This is a genomic window from Nocardia terpenica (genome assembly GCF_013186535.1).
In the GTDB taxonomy this organism is placed as follows: domain Bacteria; phylum Actinomycetota; class Actinomycetes; order Mycobacteriales; family Mycobacteriaceae; genus Nocardia; species Nocardia terpenica.
In genome coordinates, this window is the sequence record NZ_JABMCZ010000003.1 from 400379 (window position 1) to 418126 (window position 17748).

General features: G+C 64.0%; 19 protein-coding genes and 1 pseudogene. 7 read left to right on the top strand and 13 right to left on the bottom strand.

What is annotated here, in order from left to right; translation table 11 throughout:
- Positions 1-39 precede the first annotated feature (39 nt).
- Positions 40-1302, bottom strand: coding sequence for a tyrosine-type recombinase/integrase (locus HPY32_RS23350; RefSeq protein ID WP_067594491.1), 1263 nt, complete (start codon positions 1300-1302; stop codon positions 40-42).
- Positions 1299-1940, bottom strand: coding sequence for a helix-turn-helix domain-containing protein (locus tag HPY32_RS23355; protein WP_067594488.1), 642 nt, complete (start codon positions 1938-1940; stop codon positions 1299-1301). Before HPY32_RS23355 ends, HPY32_RS23350 begins: the two co-directional genes overlap by 4 nt.
- Before the next feature lie 151 nt (positions 1941-2091).
- Between HPY32_RS23355 and HPY32_RS23360 the strand changes: the two genes are divergently transcribed.
- From HPY32_RS23360 to HPY32_RS23370, 3 genes are all read left to right on the top strand, one after another.
- Positions 2092-2286 (top strand): helix-turn-helix transcriptional regulator, encoded by a 195-nt coding sequence (locus tag HPY32_RS23360; protein ID WP_067596233.1) that lies wholly within the window; start codon positions 2092-2094, stop codon positions 2284-2286.
- Positions 2287-2375: 89 nt separating this feature from the next.
- Positions 2376-3143, top strand: coding sequence for a bifunctional DNA primase/polymerase (locus HPY32_RS23365; RefSeq protein WP_082871754.1), 768 nt, complete (start codon positions 2376-2378; stop codon positions 3141-3143).
- Complete coding sequence (locus tag HPY32_RS23370; RefSeq protein WP_067594485.1) at positions 3140-4492, top strand: DUF3631 domain-containing protein; 1353 nt, start codon at positions 3140-3142, stop codon at positions 4490-4492. Before HPY32_RS23365 ends, HPY32_RS23370 begins: the two co-directional genes overlap by 4 nt.
- A 439-nt stretch (positions 4493-4931) precedes the next feature.
- Here the strand turns inward: HPY32_RS23370 and HPY32_RS23375 are convergent, their stop codons facing one another.
- On the bottom strand, positions 4932-5213 hold the full coding sequence (locus HPY32_RS23375) for a hypothetical protein (RefSeq protein ID WP_156674726.1): 282 nt from the start codon (positions 5211-5213) through the stop codon (positions 4932-4934).
- A 117-nt stretch (positions 5214-5330) separates the two neighbouring features.
- Positions 5331-5573, bottom strand: coding sequence for a hypothetical protein (locus HPY32_RS23380; RefSeq protein ID WP_156674725.1), 243 nt, complete (start codon positions 5571-5573; stop codon positions 5331-5333).
- A 229-nt stretch (positions 5574-5802) separates the two neighbouring features.
- On the opposite strand from HPY32_RS23380, the gene HPY32_RS23385 reads away from it, so the two are divergent.
- Entirely contained in the window at positions 5803-7005 is a 1203-nt protein-coding gene (locus HPY32_RS23385) for a helix-turn-helix domain-containing protein (RefSeq protein ID WP_067594475.1), read from the top strand.
- A 595-nt stretch (positions 7006-7600) separates the two neighbouring features.
- Here HPY32_RS23385 and HPY32_RS23390 read toward each other — a convergent pair.
- Together HPY32_RS23390 and HPY32_RS23395 are read right to left on the bottom strand one after the other, a co-directional pair.
- Positions 7601-7972 (bottom strand): hypothetical protein, encoded by a 372-nt coding sequence (locus HPY32_RS23390; RefSeq protein WP_067594472.1) that lies wholly within the window; start codon positions 7970-7972, stop codon positions 7601-7603.
- A 137-nt stretch (positions 7973-8109) separates the two neighbouring features.
- Complete coding sequence (locus HPY32_RS23395; RefSeq protein ID WP_067594469.1) at positions 8110-8880, bottom strand: GAF and ANTAR domain-containing protein; 771 nt, start codon at positions 8878-8880, stop codon at positions 8110-8112.
- Between the two features lie 447 nt (positions 8881-9327).
- On the opposite strand from HPY32_RS23395, the gene HPY32_RS46215 reads away from it, so the two are divergent.
- Positions 9328-9771, top strand: a complete 444-nt coding sequence (locus tag HPY32_RS46215; RefSeq protein WP_067594467.1) for a pyridoxamine 5'-phosphate oxidase family protein — start codon at positions 9328-9330, stop codon at positions 9769-9771.
- A gap of 426 nt (positions 9772-10197) precedes the next feature.
- Here HPY32_RS46215 and HPY32_RS23405 read toward each other — a convergent pair.
- The 5 genes and pseudogenes from HPY32_RS23405 to HPY32_RS23425 all read right to left on the bottom strand — a co-directional run.
- Positions 10198-10344: pseudogene (locus HPY32_RS23405) on the bottom strand (ATP-binding protein); the annotation flags it as partial.
- Positions 10345-10611: 267 nt separating this feature from the next.
- Complete coding sequence (locus tag HPY32_RS23410; protein ID WP_156674723.1) at positions 10612-11499, bottom strand: hypothetical protein; 888 nt, start codon at positions 11497-11499, stop codon at positions 10612-10614.
- A 25-nt stretch (positions 11500-11524) separates the two neighbouring features.
- On the bottom strand, positions 11525-13459 hold the full coding sequence (locus HPY32_RS23415; RefSeq protein WP_067594465.1) for a T-complex 10 C-terminal domain-containing protein: 1935 nt from the start codon (positions 13457-13459) through the stop codon (positions 11525-11527).
- Positions 13456-13758 (bottom strand): type VII secretion target, encoded by a 303-nt coding sequence (locus HPY32_RS23420; protein ID WP_067594464.1) that lies wholly within the window; start codon positions 13756-13758, stop codon positions 13456-13458. Before HPY32_RS23420 ends, HPY32_RS23415 begins: the two co-directional genes overlap by 4 nt.
- A gap of 673 nt (positions 13759-14431) precedes the next feature.
- Positions 14432-14614 carry a hypothetical protein gene (locus HPY32_RS23425; protein WP_156674722.1) on the bottom strand — a complete coding sequence of 61 codons (183 nt, stop codon included), beginning with the start codon at positions 14612-14614 and terminating at the stop codon, positions 14432-14434.
- A 208-nt stretch (positions 14615-14822) separates the two neighbouring features.
- Between HPY32_RS23425 and HPY32_RS23430 the strand changes: the two genes are divergently transcribed.
- Positions 14823-15584 (top strand): helix-turn-helix domain-containing protein, encoded by a 762-nt coding sequence (locus tag HPY32_RS23430; protein ID WP_067594462.1) that lies wholly within the window; start codon positions 14823-14825, stop codon positions 15582-15584.
- Positions 15568-16041 (top strand): NUDIX domain-containing protein, encoded by a 474-nt coding sequence (locus HPY32_RS23435; RefSeq protein ID WP_067594459.1) that lies wholly within the window; start codon positions 15568-15570, stop codon positions 16039-16041. The genes HPY32_RS23430 and HPY32_RS23435 overlap by 17 nt, the downstream gene beginning before the upstream one ends.
- 53 nt (positions 16042-16094) lie before the next feature.
- Here the strand turns inward: HPY32_RS23435 and HPY32_RS23440 are convergent, their stop codons facing one another.
- Both HPY32_RS23440 and HPY32_RS23445 read right to left on the bottom strand, forming a co-directional pair.
- On the bottom strand, positions 16095-16478 hold the full coding sequence (locus HPY32_RS23440; protein ID WP_067594456.1) for a hypothetical protein: 384 nt from the start codon (positions 16476-16478) through the stop codon (positions 16095-16097).
- Between the two features lie 313 nt (positions 16479-16791).
- Positions 16792-17697: a LysR family transcriptional regulator gene (locus HPY32_RS23445; protein ID WP_067594453.1), complete on the bottom strand. Its 906-nt coding sequence runs from the start codon at positions 17695-17697 to the stop codon at positions 16792-16794.
- Between the last annotated feature and the right edge of the window lie 51 nt (positions 17698-17748).

Below are 17748 nucleotides of genomic sequence, written 5' to 3' on the forward strand. Positions count from 1 at the left end.
AAAGTCTTCTCTGACCTGCGGATTCGCGTTATCGGCTGACTAGCCGGTCGCGGCGCTCGGTCCTTCGGTACGCAGTGGGTACGCAGTAGTTTCGAGACGGTCCTTCAGTGCGCCGCCGATCACGGTACGGGTCGACTCATCCGCGTCCGGCCACAGGTGCGCGTAGTAGCTGAGCGTCGTCATGGCGCTGCCGTGTCGCATGCGCGCCTGCACGGTCTTGATGTCCGCCCCCTTGGAGATGAGCAGGGAGGCGTAGTAGTGGCGAAGGTCGTGGAAGCTGAACGATTCGGGTAGATCCTTGATGCCGCTCTTGACTTCGCGCACATGTCGTCCGAGCGTCCACGGTGAGACCGGCTTGCCGAACTCATCGCACACCATGTGGTCGCCTGGCCACTTCTCGACCGAGGCCGAGAGCATCAAAGTGAGTTCGTGCGGAATCGGTATCGGCGCGTCGCTGGCCTTGGTCTTCAGCGGTCGCTCTTTCCATTGCTGCTTCGGGTGAACGATGCCGCGGATGAAGTCGACGTTACGGACGCGCAGTTCCGAAACCTCGGCGATCCGCAGGCCGGAGAAGGCTCCCAGCAGAATCGCGACTCGAAGATGTTCCGGCATGGAGTCGTGAAGCTGCCAGATCTGTTCTGTCGTGGCGACGTACACCTTCTGTCTGCCCGCAGGCGGCGACGTACGCCGTGAGCACGGATTGCGGTGCAGCAGGCCATCATGCACGGCGTCGCCGAGTATCTGTGATAAGCGACTGTGCAGGGCGTAGATGGTGCTGTCCTCCAACCCTTTGGTGCTGTCCTCCAACCCTTTGGTGCTGTCCTCTAGCCCTTTGGTTTTCAGTTTGGCCGTCCACGCTTTGACCGCAGAAGGACGAACCTTCGACAGCGGGAGATCCCCGAACTCGGCGACAATGTGCTTGATGTGTGCCCGAGCGAGGTCGACAGTCGTACCCCTATGGCGCTCATAGCCTTTGATCCACTCATCACACCATTGCTGGACGGTCCGCTGCGCATCCCTGGGCGCGACGTGCGTTCCCTGTTCGAGCGACGCCGTTGCCTTGTCCAGCCAGGATTGGGCATCGGCCTTCCGATCGAAGCGCTGCGTGTGCTCCTCACCCTGGTCATCGACATACCGGGCGCGCCAGCGCTTCCCTTTGCCGTACAACTTCGATCGGTCGGTGGTGACAGGGTCGCCGTGCTTGTCCAGGACGGGGCGACCGTCCTCGTCGAGAACTGGCTGGGGCTTTTTGAGGTGCCATAGGTCTTCCACTCCGGCTCGACGGTTGCGTTTGGTGGTCACAGAAAGCCCTCCCCCTGAATCGCACTCTCGATCCCCATGTCGACCAACGCGTCGATCTCATCCTCCGAGTACTGGTACTCCTCTTCGTCGGTGTCCACGTGGTCCTTGGAGTGGGTCGAGGCGAACATCTTCCTGCCGTTTTGCTCTGCCGCCTCGATGCTGTATCCCCCGAGCAGTTCCGCGCGGTGAATCAGCTGTCGCAGACGTGGAGTCATGGGCACGTCGTGCACGGTGCCGTTTTCATCGACCCACACACCCGAGGACGCCTGTCCGAGGGCTCGTTCGACCGACTCGCGCCAGTGGAGTACGCCGACGACACCTTCGATGATCTTGTTGTAGCTGTTCCGGAGCCCTTCGTTGCTGCGCTCCAGGTCATCCTCGATCGCGGCCTGGACAGGCTCTCGGATCAACTTGCCCACGGTGGTTTCGAGGACTGCGGCAATCACTCGCGCTTCCCCGATTCGTGCTGGCCGTTCACCGTTCTCGATCCTCGTCACCGTGGTCTGGTGGACATTGGTCCATCCCGCATCCGTCAGCGCGCGGACAAGTTCGGCCTTGCTCATGCCGCGCATCTCACGCAGCCGTTTCATGTTCGCGGCGAACCGGGCGTCATCTCGGTCTATCGGTCCTTCGGTCATGCCAGTTCCTCCCAGGGGGTGTCACGTTGTGTGAATCTATCGGTCACATGGCGTAAACTACCAGCCCGTACCAATTGGCACAAATAGTGCCAACGCAGTGACACGAGAGGGTAATCGCTTGACCAACAGGCAGTTTGGTGAAGTTCGGAGCCTGGATCAGTACCTCACGACCAAGCAGGTCGCAGAAGAGTACGGGTTCTCGGAATCGACGCTGCGCTACTGGCGACACATCGATCAAGGCCCGGCGTCGTTCACGCGCGGGAAGCGGGTCGTCTACCGGCGCAGCGAGGTTGAGCGATGGATCGAGGCGCAGGAGCAAGCGACGGTTCGCGGAGGCGTTGCGTAAGGGTTTCGAACGAAAGCCCCGGTCTGTGTTGCAGCACGGACCGGGGCCGGTGAAACAACTGATCTACGTGGAAGGATGCTTCAACAACAGTGAACGAGTTTAGCTCAAACGATTCGGCGGCTGGTGCTGGTGAGTCGCTGCGGGATCATGCGCTGGCCTACGCGCGTGCCGGGCTGGCGGTGCTGCCGCTGGCCCCTGGGGGCAAAGTGCCCGTGACAGACCACGGCAAGGATGACGCATCCACTGACCCGCAGGTGATCGAAGGGTGGTGGTGGCGGAACGCGTCGTGCAACATCGGGATTCGCCCGCGTACCGGGGTTGTGGTGCTTGATGTGGACCCGCGCAACGGTGGCAGTGTGGAGGCGCTCGGGACCATCCCGGAAACCTGGACTGCGCGCACCGGCGGGGGCGGCTGGCACGTCTGGTTCCGCTGTGCGGGCACGGCACGCGGGAGGTTGGCGGAGGCGTCCGGGGTCGACATCAAGACCCATTCGGGCTACGTGGTGGCACCGCCGAGTATGCACCCCAGCGGGAATCGGTACCGGTGGATCAACGATGCTCCGATCGCGGGGTTGCCCGTGCACCTGCGGGAGCGGGTGTGCGCTCCTATCGTGCTGCCGTTCTCCCGACGCGCGTCGGCACGGTCGGCAGGATCGGCTTCGGGGTTGGTGCGTGCGGTGGCCGAAGCTCAACCGGGGCAACGTAATTCGGTGCTCTTCTGGGCTGCCTCTCGTGCTTACAGCGAGGGTGCCTCTACTGCGGTGCTGGAGGCGATCACCGATGCTGCCGCTCGGGTGGGATTGTCGCAGATGGAGATCGAACGCACGCTGCGGTCGGCGGAGCGGAGGGCCTCGTGAGCGAACCCGTGGACTACAGCAATGCCCAGCTGGCCCCACTGGACGGCGCGAGCATCCTCGACGAGGTGCGGGAGCTGATCTGCCGTTACTGCGTACTGCCGTCGCGCCCAGCGCTGAACGGGGTGGTGTTGTGGGTCGCGGCCACACATCTGGTGTCCGGTTTCGAGTACGCGCCGCGTCTGGTGATCCGGTCGGCGGAGAAACGTTCGGGCAAGTCCCGGCTGCTGGAAGTGGTCGACGGCTTGGTCCACAACCCGTTGCGGACAGTGAATGCATCAGTGGCCTATGTGTTCCGGTCCCTGGGTATCGATCCGCCGCCGACGCTTTTGTTCGATGAGGCCGACACCATTTTCGGGTCCAAGAAGGTCGCCGAGAACAACGAGGAACTGCGCGGGCTGCTCAATGCCGGGTTCCAGCGCGGCATGACCTATGGGCGGGTGTCCGGGCCGAACCATGACCCGACCGAGTTCAACACCTACGCCATGGCGGCCTTGGCCGGGATCGGGCGCATGCCCGACACGATCGAGGACCGGGCCGTGGTGGTGGTGATGCGGCGGCGGAAGGATTCGGAGAAGGTGAAACCGTTCCGTGGTACCCGTGACCGGCCCGCCCTGCACTCCGTTCGTGACGAGCTGGCGCAGTGGGCCGATCAGGTGCGCGAACGGATCACCAGTTACGAGCCCGCGGATTTGGGAGTGGAGGACCGTGCCGCTGATGTATGGGAGCCGCTGATCGCGGTCGCGGACATGGCCGGTGGGCACTGGCCCCGGACCGCCCGGGCCGCCGCAGCAGCGATGGTGTCCGCCGCCGAGGACGACAACGACACCACCTCCGCCAACGTGAAGCTGCTCGCCGACATCCGGGACATTTTCGCGGTGACCGGCCTGTCGTTCATCAAGTCCCAAGCACTGTGCGACCGGTTGCATGCGATCGAGGAATCGCCTTGGGCGGACTGGGAACTCAACCCGTCCAAGCTCGGGCACCGCCTCAAGGAGTACGAGATCAAGACCCGCCACAACCCGGACAAGACCGAGCGCGGGTATCGGCGGGTCGATTTCCTCGACGCCTTCGACCGCTACCTGCCCGCTCTCCCGCACAAGGCGTCCGAACCCGTCCAAGCCGTCCACCAAGGCGACAACCAGCACGAACACCCGGACAACCTCTCCTCGGCGGACGCGTCCACCGCACCAGAGGTGTCCCAGGATCAGAGCAGGTCAACCCCCATGGCGACACCTCCGGACGGCTCCGGACGGGATTCCGAGAACCTGGGCTACCGGCCCCGCACACCCGGCGCTCGAATCGGTTATTGGATCGGCAGCGGAGAACCCCTCACGCCCGACGCCGCCTGACCCATCGAAGTTCCTGCACGCCAGCCTCACTGCTCGAAACATCCTCGGGCAGTGAGGCTTTCCCACGTCCAGCGCAGAGCTCAGAAAATCGTGAATCAGCAATCGGAGTCTACGATTCGCACTCCGATCCACACGCACGGTCCCGGTGCGACGTTGCGCAACTGGCGTTCGTGCGCGGCGATGCGCCCATTCACCACCGCGACGACGGTCTGACAGAGGATGGACGGGCACAACACCTCCAGCACGGCACCGGACTTCGGGTCGCACTTCGCGTAGCCGCAGTGCTCCGCTCTGATCCATGGGCCGTCGTTTGGTTCCGGCTCTCGTTGTCCGTGTTCCACGCTTGTACTCCTATGTCGTTCTTCCGCAATCCATCTGCACCGCGCAGGCGTCAGCGCTGCCCGTTTGAATGTGGGAGGCCGCACCGCCCGCCGCACCGTCACGGCTGATCGGGTTCGCCTGTCGTCGACTCCGCGATAGACGCGGTTCGATCGATCACCCACGACTCGAGGCGATCCAAGGTGCCGCTGCACACGATCGCCCCGGAAGGGTCGACCAGGTTCCAGCCGTACGGCGGCTGTGGTTCGCGCTCGACTCGATATCCGGCACCGGCCTTGTCCTCGATGGCGCACAGCCATTCCCGGATACCAGGCATCTCGCGGGCGTGCCGACCACCGGACAACTCCGAACATCGCTGGGAATCGCCTTCCGGTCCCGTCACGTCACACCCTCTCCGATTTCGTTGGATTCGTGGCCGCGCAACAACGCCGAACCCTGCGATGCGCGAACGCGTTGTGCTGGAGGCGTTTCGGAAATTCGACCGGCTGTTCCGCACGGCTCAGTAGTTGCGCCCACTGTCGGGCTTGACCTTCCCGGACTCCACCAGCGTCGTCCATGCCGCAGCCTTGCGCGGGCACTCGTCGGTACGGCACTCGCGGTGCCGCTGCATCGTCTGGTGTGCCTCAGGCACGCTCAGCGGATGGTCGGGGGCCTCGTGTGGCCAGCCATTCGGGAACAAGGCCGCGTAGGCGGTGTCAGCGTCCTCGGCTCGCACCCGAGCCGCGATCTCCTGCACACTCACGCGTGACTGTTCGGCCCCGCTTTCGCGCCACCAATTGAACCCCACCGTGTCACCCCTGCTGTCATTCGATCCGGTCGTTGGTATGGCACCCGACACCGCGGTAATCGTCTCGGCACCGGGCCTGTTCGAAGCCTCCTGCGACCAGGCGTTACGCGGTACCGTTGCACCGTGGCCATGGTGTAGCCAGAGGCTTTGGGTAACGCTGCAACGCTGTTCAGCAGGGGGTTGGATGGAGGAGTGGGAAGCGTTCGGGGCCGAGTTGCGGCGGTTCCGAGTGCGGGCGGGATTGTCGGTTCGACAGCTGGCACGCGCCCTCCACTACGACGCGGGAGCGCTCTCGCGTTTCGAAAACGGCCGCCGCAAACCTCCGCCTGACATCGTTCGTAAACTCGATCGCATCCTCGACGCCAACGGTGCGCTGTCGGCAAGTTTCGAGAGCGTGGTCAGCGACAGGAGCGAGGCCGACCGGTCGACGCAACTGCACCTGCGGGAGGCTGGCGCGCTGGCCGAACGGCGCTACATCGACCACGGCCTTGCCAACGATCTGGAAGGGCTGCTGTCGGAAACTCGGCGGCTGGAGGATCAGGTCGGGTCCAAACTGGTTCTGCCTGTAACCATTCGACAAACACGGGTCGCGTCGTTGTTGGCGAAGGAAGCTCGAGGATCTGCGCGCGCTGAAATCCTGGATGCGGCTGCGGGGTGGAAGCAGTTCTCCGGCTGGCTTCACGCCAACCTCGGCAACCACAGCACCGCGGTACAGCATTACCGGGCCGCGCTCGAACAGGCCACCGAGAGCGGCAATCGGGACATGGCATCCACCGCACTGTCGATGCGCGGGCATGTCGCGTGGATGGCAGGTGAGATCGACTCGCTGATCGGCCTGTCGCGCGCCGCGCAACGAGACGGCACCGAACTCAGCCCCACAGTTCTCGCGCTGGCCGTGCAACAAGAGGCCCGCGGACTCGCCATCCAAGGCGAGCTGGACGCAATGGAACTCAAGCTGGACCAGGCCGCCGAACTGATAGCACGTGGAGACCCCGACCGGCCGGACGCGCAGTACTTCTACTCCGATTCCCTGATCGACATGCAGCGTGGCTTGGCCTACCGCCTGGCTCGGCAATGGGACAAGGCCGTCGTGTCCCTCGAACGAGGCTTGGCCGGTTTCGATCCCGACATCCTCACCTCCGAATGGGCAACGTGGTACGTCGCAGAACTGGGATGCGCACTCGCTGGCGCAGGGGAACCCGAAGCCGCTTCCCGGGCCGCGACGGAGGCCCTACGAGTCGGAGCAGCCACCCCAGGCTCCCGGTTGGTCAAGTTCGTTCGGACACTCCACCGCGAAATGTCCCTCAGCTGGGGCGCAAACCATGCCGTCGCAGCGCTGGGCGAAGAATTGCGCCAGAGCAGCCGAAAGCCTGCACGGAAAAGCTAGGAGCCAAGCCGTTCTGCGGAGCGGCCCTGGCCAGGTTGCCCCCGCGCCCCGTGCCCGTACAGCGTCACGTATAGCAGAACCGAGCGTGTACGGGTTTCCGGATTACGGCGGGCCTTTGCCAGGCCGCGAGGATTTGACCGTGATGTCCCGCCAGCCACCGCAACACTTGGACCTAGGCGGTGTTCATGCCAATGCGGGTCGGACATCGACGTTTACACGGGCATTAGCCGTTCGGCCGGTACATGACGGATGTTACCGACTCAATGCGCGATTTCGAATCGGTTGCCGCCGACACCGCCGGGGAGACTTAGGCGCGCATTGCGGCCGGTAGGCGCCGGAGCTCTTGCGGATAGGTTTGCCCAAACCGTTCGCTGGTCTGCACGAAAAGGTGAGGCGTGAATCTCGGCACGCTTCACCTTCCCCGTGTCGGCTCTACCGCTGGCGCGGCGGATGCTGTGCCGCTCTGGTTCTCGCCCATCTGGCAGAGGCTTGATGGAACCGGTGCCGCCGTGTTTGAGGTGCGTTTAATTCGGCGGTATCGGGGGGCGGCTGGGATGCCGGGGCTCGGCGAGGAGCTGTGCTCGCGTCGGACCGGTCAGCGGCGGCGTTTGCGGGCTTTGGGGCCATGTCCGTCGCCTGTCGTCTTTGTGACGGCGTCCGTGCTGAGGGCGAGCATGGCGAGGCCGGCATCGCGGATGAGCATGTCCAGATCGTCGAGTGCCAGGCCGACAGCGTCACTGGCCGACCGGACCTGGTTGGGGGTGGCGTCGGTTTGATCGAATACCAGCCGCAGGGTGTGGAGTTGCAGGCCGACGTCGAACAGGTGGCGGACGAGGCGGTCGCTGGAATAGGCGAAGGCCGCGGCGTTCTCGCCCAGTCCGGGGACGGGTTCATAGAACCGGTGCGGTGGCAGCATCACGTCTGCTATCGGTGCGGTGGGCAGGATGGGCACAACAGCGTCGTCCATGTCGATCTCCTGAGCGCGTGGCGGGCGAGATCCCCAGCCGCGCTTCAGGACTTGGGAAGACGGTGCGCAAGTGAACGTTGGTCACAGTGTACTCCGCGGACATGGACCCTGGCGTGCCCGTTCGTCGGGTGACGAGGTCACGAGTGCTGTCCGTCGGCATGGTTGGTGGGATGCTGGAAATGCAGCGGCGCGGGTTCTGCCCCGGTGACGGTTTGGATCATCTCCACCGCGACCACCGCGAGTTTGACGTTGCGTTGTTGAGAGGTGCCTCGCAACACCGCGAACGCTTCGTCGCGCGTGCACCGATGCTGCATCATCACCATTCCCAGCGCCTGGTCGATCACCGACCTTGACGCCAGCGCCTCTCGGAGTTGCCCGGTCAGCTCGGCTTGACGTGCGGAGGCGATTGCCGAAGCCAGCAGCACCCCGGTGTGCGCGCCGGTCAACGCGATCGCCTCACGTGCCCACTTGTCGAACCCGTTCGCTTGTTTGGAGTACAGGTTGAGCGCGCCGATCGGGGTCCCTTCGGCCACCAGAGGTTGCGAGTGGATCGACCGCACCCCATGGGCGAGCATTCGAGCCGAATACTGCCCCCAGCGTCGCTCCTCCACGACATCGGGCACAAACACTGGTTTGCCGGTCCGCATAGCTTCCAGACAGGGACCCAGTCCGTTGGTGTATTGAATCTCGTCGATGAGGACCGCGTGCGCTCCGGTGGAGGCCACGGTCATCGCGTCTCCGCCGCGCATCAGAGTCACCCCCGCCATCGGCTGCCCCGGCAGCATGCCCGAGGCGATATCGGCGATGTCACGTAGAGAGTCCTCGACATCGCGGGTGGACAACAACAATGCGGTGAGCTCGGCCAGCCCGACCGCGAGTTCGTCGGGCCCCAACCGTTCCGGCGGCATCAGTGTTCACTCCTCGCTGAACTCCTGTCGCGCACCGCACCCCGAGCCTCCAGGCGTACGCCCTCGTCGACGTCGCCTACCTGAAAGACAGCCGGTATATTCCCGGCACCGAAGGCCGGTCACAGGCGCTGGAACCGGTCAAGGGAGGGCAGCCAGATGCGTGAATGCCTCGACCTGCAGGTTTCCCCCACCCGCCTAGGTGGGAACTATCTTCCATTTCAGCACTTCAGGATTTCCGACGCCAGAGGGTGGAGAACGTGCAAGGATTGGGGCACAACAGGATTCGATGATCACTCGACTGCTCGACGGTTGCTCTCCCGCCGCTGGCGCGGCCGCGGATCCACGGGTTCCGCCTTGCCGGGCACCGTCCAGCGCTGTGCGCCACACCCGGCGCCACATCGAACTGTCCACCCGGTCCAGGGGGACACAACCTTTCGAGGTGACACAGTGGAGCATTCACTCCGGTCACGGGAGTTGTCGACCACGCAGGCGTTGACGCTGCTTGCCGATGTCCGGTTCGGGCGGATCTCGTTCTCCCGCTACGCCCTGCCCACCATCCGCCCGGTCAACCACATCGTCGACAAAGACGACACCATCGTCATCCACGCCAACCCCGGCACCACCCTCACCCCCGACCGCCAAGTCGTCGCCTACCAGGCCGACACCATCGACCACGAGACCATGCACGGCTGGTGCGTCATCGTCACCGGCCGCGCCGAAGAAATCACCGACGCCGAAGACATCGCTTACTACCGCCGCCGTCTACGCCCCGCCCTGCCCGGCTCTCACGACCGACTCATTCGCATCCACCCCGACATCGTCACCGGCGTCGAATACCTCGACACCCTCGCCGAAGCCCTTGACCACGCCGGACCGCATCCCCGGTCATAGGAAGGTCATCGTCACGCGCCAAGGAAAGGGGCCTTGGTGCTCCCGCAGCTCGATCCTGTCCCCGTGCGAGTAGACGGGAGTACCGTGAGTATCGCGACGTACTCGGTTGCCACGCACGGAATCGAAACAATCCCCTAGGTGCGCTGGCGGCCCCGAGTGCGGGGCACGTCCTGGGAGTCCATTCAGGCTCGCAGAATGCTTCTTTAAAAGCAGAGGAAGCGGCTCAAACAGTCCCGGTGCTGCCGATCAGGCACAAGCCCTCGAGATCGACTCACCGGGCATCGAGCCGCCCGACACCACATCCACGGCCACGCCGACCACCGCGAGTCAGGTGTGGACCGTCAGATAATTCCTCCGGCCTGCCGTCACGGAATTCCTCCAGTTGGCGGGCCTCGGTGTCAGCGTAGCGGTGTGGGGGTGTCGGGGCTATTTGGCGGTTCGCCCGGGGCGTTTGCGGGGCCGGTAGGAAGGGTCGTCCATGAGGACTTGGTGGCTGGTGTTGATGAGGCGGTCGAGCAGACTTTCGGCGACGACGGGATTCGGGAATAGCGGATACCAGTCCTTCGGCGGGCGGAACTCCCTTCGACACGGCCTGGGCACTGGGACATCCTCTCAGGCCTGGCCACATTGCAAACCCACCTCGGTTGTCACCTACCTCATGCAGCAGCCCCCTCGTTCTTGATTGCACGGCGCTGGGGCGCTTGAGAGATCGGTCCGTGGGCCGTCGCGCTGGAGACTTCAGCAAGGCTGCCTGAGGCCGGTTGCCCGCCGCCCGGCCCCTCACGTGCGTCACGTACAGCAGTCCTCAGGCTGTACGGGTTTCCGGGGCGCGAAAGCCGCTCAGCCCAGCAGTTCGCCTCTCCGCATACGGTCGATTACTGCATCCGATTTCAGCTCCTCGCGGGCTTCCGGATGTTGCCAATAGAAGCGCACGAGGTGCAGGAGTAGCGGTGGATCGATGCTCAGAGCGGACGGGGAAAGGTCGATCGACCGCTCCATCAGGCCACGCTGTAAGCGGTCAATGAGACTGCGGCCCGTGTCCACGTGAACTTTAGTGCCCGCCACAGGAACTATGCGCACTACATGCGTGTTGTTTACGAGCACGGGCCACACTTGTCCTACCTCACTCCATGACACTGTCTTTACTGTATGCCCAAGCGCCTGCGAAACCCCGTACTCGGATATCGCGAAGAAATACCGACGCCCTCGTCCGAAGCCGTAGAAGCCCAAAAATACGATCATCCCCAGAGCGGCAAGGACAATCAGCAAGCCACCGACATTGATCCCGGAGCGCACGCTGTCGCCGTCGCCCGACAGGTTGGTAAAGAACAAGACCCCCCGGATGACCAGAAACACCGCTGCCGTGATCAGCCAGACGACCATCAGGGGCCGCCATGAGGACTTGACGTCGATGCGAAGGCCGTTCACATGCTCGCCGACGTCGATGACGTCGACCTTCAGGTTGCGCGGCAACGAGTCCCGGCGCACACGAAGATGTGGTGCAAGCGCCAGAACGACACTCAAAAAAGCTATACCACCCGCCACACCGAACGCTGCTCTCAACCAGTTGCCACGAATGGCGAAGTCAATCGAGTATGGAACGGAGATGAGAGCGCCGAGGGCAAAGAATACGAGTGCCGCAATGAGCTTCCCGGGTAGCCGCTCGACACCCCACTCTTGAGGCCATCCGAGCCTTGGAGATTTGGCCTCCGTACTATTTCCGGTCATCCGACTCTCCTGCCTCGCGTTCGGCCTACTTGAATGGCTGCTCAGCAGCCCACGCCCCAAACGAGCCACCCCCGAAACCACCAAGCGCTGCCAACGCTCCGGCGCAGAACGCTTGACCGATCGGGGTGAGCGGAGTGCAGACGAGCGCACCCGTAGCTGCACCGAGTTCCGCACCTGCCCAGCCGCCGACTGTGCCACCCGCAGCATTGGCGATAGCTTCGTCTGCTGGTTTTCCGTGATGTCTCCAATCGTCCCAGTTGACGTAGGCGTTGACCGCAGCGCCGAGTGGAATTCCACCGAGCGCCTTGCCATCCGTCTTCAGGAACTGGCCGACCTCTGCTTTGGTTGCCGCGTCTGTGGCGGAATCCATCGCACCGGTAAAAGCGTGCCCTGCGCCAGGAGCGCCAGAGTCGAGCATCTGGAGCGCCCGCATCTGGTTGATGTGCGACTCAGCCATCGCGGCCCCGGCCTGTCCTGCCATCGACGCCCCGCCAGCTTTCGCCCATTCCGCGCCCGCAGCGCTGGCACCGGAGAATCCAGTCGCGAGGGGATGAGTAACCACTGTGTCCTTGGTCGATCCGTAAAGACTGTTCCACTCGGTACCCGTGAACGATTTCACGCTGTCCCAGATCGATTGTTTGGGTGCACTCGGAGGCGCTTTGCTCGGGTCGTACTGAAGCACCGAACCATCCGGGAACTTCGTCACGATCCGGCCGTCCGGCAGCTGCGACGTTGACGCTGTCTTTCCGTCCGGATAGGTGGTCTTGACGGTGCCGTCCTGCTGCATCTGCGATTGCATCCCAGCGGAATTCGCCGTCCCTGCCAGATGCGGCTTCCCGTCCGGCCCCGGCACGTACTGTTCGAATGCACGGAAACCGTCCGGCCGCTGCCATTGACGGTCGATGACACCGTTCGCTCCGAATTTGTCGGTGACAGTGCCTCCGTTCTGCGGGTAGGACTCGGACACCTTCACTCCACGTGAACCGTCAGCGTTGGCCGTGTACGTGCTCGTCTTCCCGTTCCCTTCCGGGACTTTCTGGAACTGCTGTTGTTTGCCGTCCGGGCCGGTGATGGTCATGTCGACGATGCCCGATCCGTCCGGGCGGGGTTTGGATACGGTAGTGACCGGTGGATTGTGCCCGGTGGTTTCGGTGGTGATGGTCGAGCCGTCCGGCTGCTGCACCGAGGAGGCCACGGTAAGCGTGCCGTTCGGGTTCGGGGTGACGGTCTTCGTGGACCCGTCCGGGTTGGTCACCGTGAGCGGAATGCCTTCCTCCAACTTCATTGCGTCGCCGATGATCGGCGGCAGCTCGTTGGGCTGGGCGGTATCCGGGTGCAACAGGCCCGGGAACATGGCGCGAATCCCCTTCGGTGGCATCTCGTACAGGGCTACTCGTGCTAGCTCGGATTTCGCCATGTCGATGGCGGCTTTCGCGGCGGTCGCGGTGTTGTCGGCGTTCTGCAAGGCCGTGACCATCGCGAGCTGCTGCTGTGCTGCTTCGTACTCGACATCAAGGAGCGCCTTGGCGAGGTAGCCGGGATCGGACTTCGGATTACGCCCCGAGGCAGCCTTGAGCGCCTGCTGTTTCGCGACGCTGGTCACGGTGCCGTCGTCGGCAAGCTCGAACCCCATGCCGACGATCAGGTTCCGTCTGTCGATCACGAACTGTTTGGCGTGAGCGAGGTCGCCCTGGTGGGTGCTCACGGCGGTCTTGAGGCCACCGATCTTGTCCATGAGGTGACTGCCCGCTGTTCTCTCGGCCTCCACCCGCGCGGCAGCGGAGTCGGCTCCGGCACCCTTCCAGGTGTCGGCAAGCTCGTGCTGTTTGGTGACCATCGACTGCAACAGCTGGTCACCCTTGGTCACTACGGTGTCGAAGTGGGTGGCGTCGGTGCCGAGGACATCGGGGTTCCACTTCTCGACTTCGGAGATCTTCAGTGTCGGTCGGCCGGGGCTCACGGCAACCCACCCATCCCGCGCAACCGGACCGCGAAGTCGTCGTCAGTGGTCTCGTACTTGTCGCCCGCGCCCTTGGCGACCTCGGACATCTCCTGCGGCCTCGAAGCGAAGAACGTCAGCCCCGACTTCACCTGATCCCGCGCGGCGTTGATGCTGCCTGCCAGGTCGGTGCCTGGAAACGGGTCGCTGGCGTCGGTGGGCGCGGTGACCGCATTCCCGAGGTCTTTGATCTCGCCGGAAAGTCCGTCCAGCCACTTCGCCCAGGCGCGGAGCGCATCCGGATCGACCTTCAACGTCACTGGTCCCCCTCGTTACCAAACGAACAGCTCAACGTATCCAGACTGGCGTCTGATCCTCCTATATGTCTCGCTTATTGGGCAAGGTGGGCATCGTGTGCGCCGCCTCGGGTGGCCTGGGGCATGGACCCTCCGCCGCGGTCCTCGTCCAGCGTCACGCATAGCAGGTGCGAGGCTGTACGGGTTTCAGGGTTGTGAGAAATACAGGAATTCCGAGCGGTCGCGCGGCAAGACGGGCCTGTTACCCCACCTCGGCCGCTCTCTGACCCACCCTCAGACATATGGGGCAACTGTGCAGGGAACCTGGGGGAGGGGGTCTCCAGCGTTCTCGCGGCCAGCCTCAGACGCATGGCCGATGTCCCCCAACCGGAAACATCCCTGAGAACCCGTATACGGCCCGAGCAACCGAGCCGTGCGCTACTGAACCACCGCACGGGGAGGGGTCCCCGGCCAGGGGGCATCGAGGGCGGTATCCGAGACGCGTACGCAGTGGGTACGCAGCAGCGCCGAAACCAGTTGCGAACATCCAACGGAACCAATGCGAAATCCGCAGGTAGAGAGCCTGTCCCGCAAAGTCCAGTCACCAGCAAACTCCCAAGTCGCTGTTCATCATCAACATTGTGGTGAGCGGGCTGCATTCGTACGCCGGGTTGAACTGAGGCGGAAGCCTTCGGCCCTACCCGGTCTCTGTGGCAATGTCGTCCCCGTCCCCGTCCCCGTCCTCGTGTTCCCGGTTCGCGGCATCGGTGTAGTTGTAGAGCTCGAGATAGACCCCTGGATCATCGTCGCTGTCGTCGTCGTATGCGACGACCTGGAGCATTCCACCGGGAAAGATGAACGTCCTCGAATCTGCGGTCATAGCAACCTCTTTGCGTCTCGGGCGGATGGTGAAGGCAGCTCGGGGCCGGGAGTTCCGCTCCCGCGCTGGAGGGTGTGGGCTCTACCAGCCCCAAGCGCCACAGCCGACGCTATGGCTGAGGCGCGGACGCCTGAACTTCGTCGGGGACGTTTCAGCCGACACTTGAAATTCCCCGAAACGTCCCACGGATGTCCTCTATGGTGCCGATATGGGTCAGCGTTTGAGGTCGGCCATGCTGCGGGCGCAGCTGGATTCGGCGGCGCTCGCTGCGGCCGTTGGCGTGGATGTGAAGACGGTCAATCGGTGGCTAGGGGGAAGGGTTCCGCATCGGCGTAGTCGGCTTGCGGTGGCGCAGTTGCTGGGTGAGCCGGAATCGACTCTGTGGCCGCAGACTCGGCCCGACTTGAACGCGGGGGCACCGGCTACGGCCGAGGTGCTGGGTGCGTATGGCCATCGAGCCGATATGCCTAGCGAGTTGTGGGTATCGCCGTTGCTCGGGGCGACAGATCAGATCGACATTGTCGGGTATGCGTATCCGTTCGTTCTCGAACTTTTGCCCAATGCGACCGACATCATTGCCGCAAAATGCCGCAGCGGGACTTGTACACGACTTGCGTTCGCCGATCCGGATTGCGCCCATGTCATCGAGCGAGACAACCTCGAGCAGATGCATGGCACGTTGTCGGGTCGTATTCGTAATGCGCTCAGTCTGCTCGGCGGACTAACTGCTGTGCCGGAGTGCAGGATTGGATTGCACGCCGCGCATCTTTACAACTCGGTGTTCCGATTCGACGATCAGATGATCGTCACTCCCTACCTGGTACGTGCCCGGGGCTATCAGCATCCGGCTCTGCATCTGAGACGCCTGTCGCCGCACGGCATCTTCGCATCTTTCGCCGATCAGATCGAACAGATATGGGAGACAACCACACCTTACGGGCGAGGAGTTACCGATGAGCGGACGGCGTGATTACTATCGAGATCCCAGTGCCCCCAAGGCGAACAATCTGGTTCCTGGTGGATCTGCGCTGGTTGTCGATGACCGGGGAGCCATTCTCATGCAGCGGCGCAGCGACTCCGGGAACTGGGCGCTGCCGGGTGGGGTGATGGATATCGGGGAAACCTTGGAGCAGTGTGTGGTACGGGAAACCAAGGAAGAAACCGGGCTGGACATAGAGATCACGGGGTTGCTCGGGATCTATACCGACCCGGAGCATGTCATCGCGTATGCCGATGGTGAGGTTCGGCAGGAGTTCAACATCACCTTTTACGGGCGCGTTCGGGGAGGGCGGATTGCGGTCAGTGACGAGTCCACGGAGGTTCGGTTCGTCCACCCGAACGAACTTGGCGAGCTGCCCGTTCACGACACCGTTCGGCTCCGTCTGGAACATCATGCCGAGCAACGCGCCAGGCCCTATCTCGGTTGAAAAAGATTCGGCCGGGAAGTGTTCGACACTCCCCGGCCGGAAAATCAAGCGGGTCAGTCCTTCTGCATCGCCGTCTTGAGGTTCTTCAAGAATGTGCCTACATAGGTGCCGAATTGGGCTACCTGGTCCTTGGTTGCCTCGGTATTCGCGGTGGGGCCGTTTTTGTTCGAGTCGCTGGGCGGCGTGGTGTCGTCGGTTGAGGCGTTCGAATCTGTTGTCCCGGGGGTCGATTCCGGGGCGGAGTCGGTGGTCGGGTCGTTCGAGTCTTTATCTCCAGGGGTGGGGTCGTTGTCGGACTTCTTGTCGCCGTCCTGTTTGTCTTTTCCACCGCCCCCGCCGAACAAGCCCTTCAGCGCATCGCCGAGGTTGCAGGGATTGTGGTCTGGGTCGTGGTCGGTTCTGCCGCCCGGCTTGGGGGAACCGAGAAGTTTGTCCATCGTGTCCGTGGCCGACTTTCCCGGATCCTTCGGATCGCCGGGGGCGCTGTGTGGGGCGGCGGGGGAATCGGCGTGGGCGGAGACGGCCAGTGCTGCGGGGAGCAGCAGGGCGCCGCAGGCGGCTGCGGCTGCGGTGTGTCGGAGGAGGCGGGAGGGGCGGAGGTGGGACATGCTGGGGTTGGACTCCTTTGGCTGGGAAGCGGGTGGCGGGACCGGCCGGAACGATGCCGGTGGCCGAACGGCATTGCGACGCTGGTCATGATTCGGTGCCGAGGCCGTTGTGGATGGGCCTCGATTTCGATTGGTGCCGCCGCTATTTCGACGAACGAAGGACGTCCGCGGGGCGCGGTGTCACGGTGGATGCCGCGGCGCGCAGTGCGGTGCGGGCGGCCGCGATGGTGGGGTGGTTCGCGGTGCCGCGGCGGTAGGCCAGGCGGGTGTGGCGGCGGGTTGCCAAGGGGGTCAATGCCACCGTGTCCGGGATGGACAGCGCGCCCAGTTCGGGGACGAAGGCGACGCCCTGTCCGGCCGCCACCAGCGCGAGCACGGTGCCGAAGTCGTCGGAGTGGTGGCGGATGTGGGGTGTGAAACCCGCTGCCTCGCACGCCCGCACCGTCATGACGTGGCAGAGCGTGCCGGGGGTTCCGGAGATCCACGTGGTGCTGCGGTACGCGGTCAACGGTTCGCGGCCGGGGGCGGCCAGGTAGACCGTCTCCTCCAGGAAAGCCTCGGTGTCCAAACCTGTTTCGGGTTCGGCGGGCACATTGTCGTATGCCTGGACCAGCGCGATGTCCAGGGTCTCCGCGCGCAGCGCCGCCGGGACCTGGGCCGGATCCAATTCGGTGACGAGCAGTTCCAGGCGGGGATGGTCGCGGCTGAGGGTGACCAGGGCGGGGGAGAGAATCGTCCGCACCGCGGTGGGGAACGCGCCGATGCGCAGGGTTCCGGTGAGTTCGGCACGGGCGGTGGCCAGTTCGGCGGCGGCCTGCTCCAGCACCGCGAGAATCGTTTCCGCGTGCTCGACCAGGCGGAGGGCGGCGGGGGTGAGCACCACGCTGCGCCCGGTACGCTCCAGCAGCGTCACCCCCGCCTCGCGCTCCAGGGCACTCAACTGTTGCGATACCGCCGAGGGGGTGTAGGCCAGCGCCTCGGCGACGGCCGCGATCGTCTTGCGGCGGGCCAACTCCCGCAGCAAGCGCAGCCGTCGCACGTCCAGCATCAGTTCAGCTTACGCTTGGCAGCAGATATCAGAAATGGACCTGAACGATCT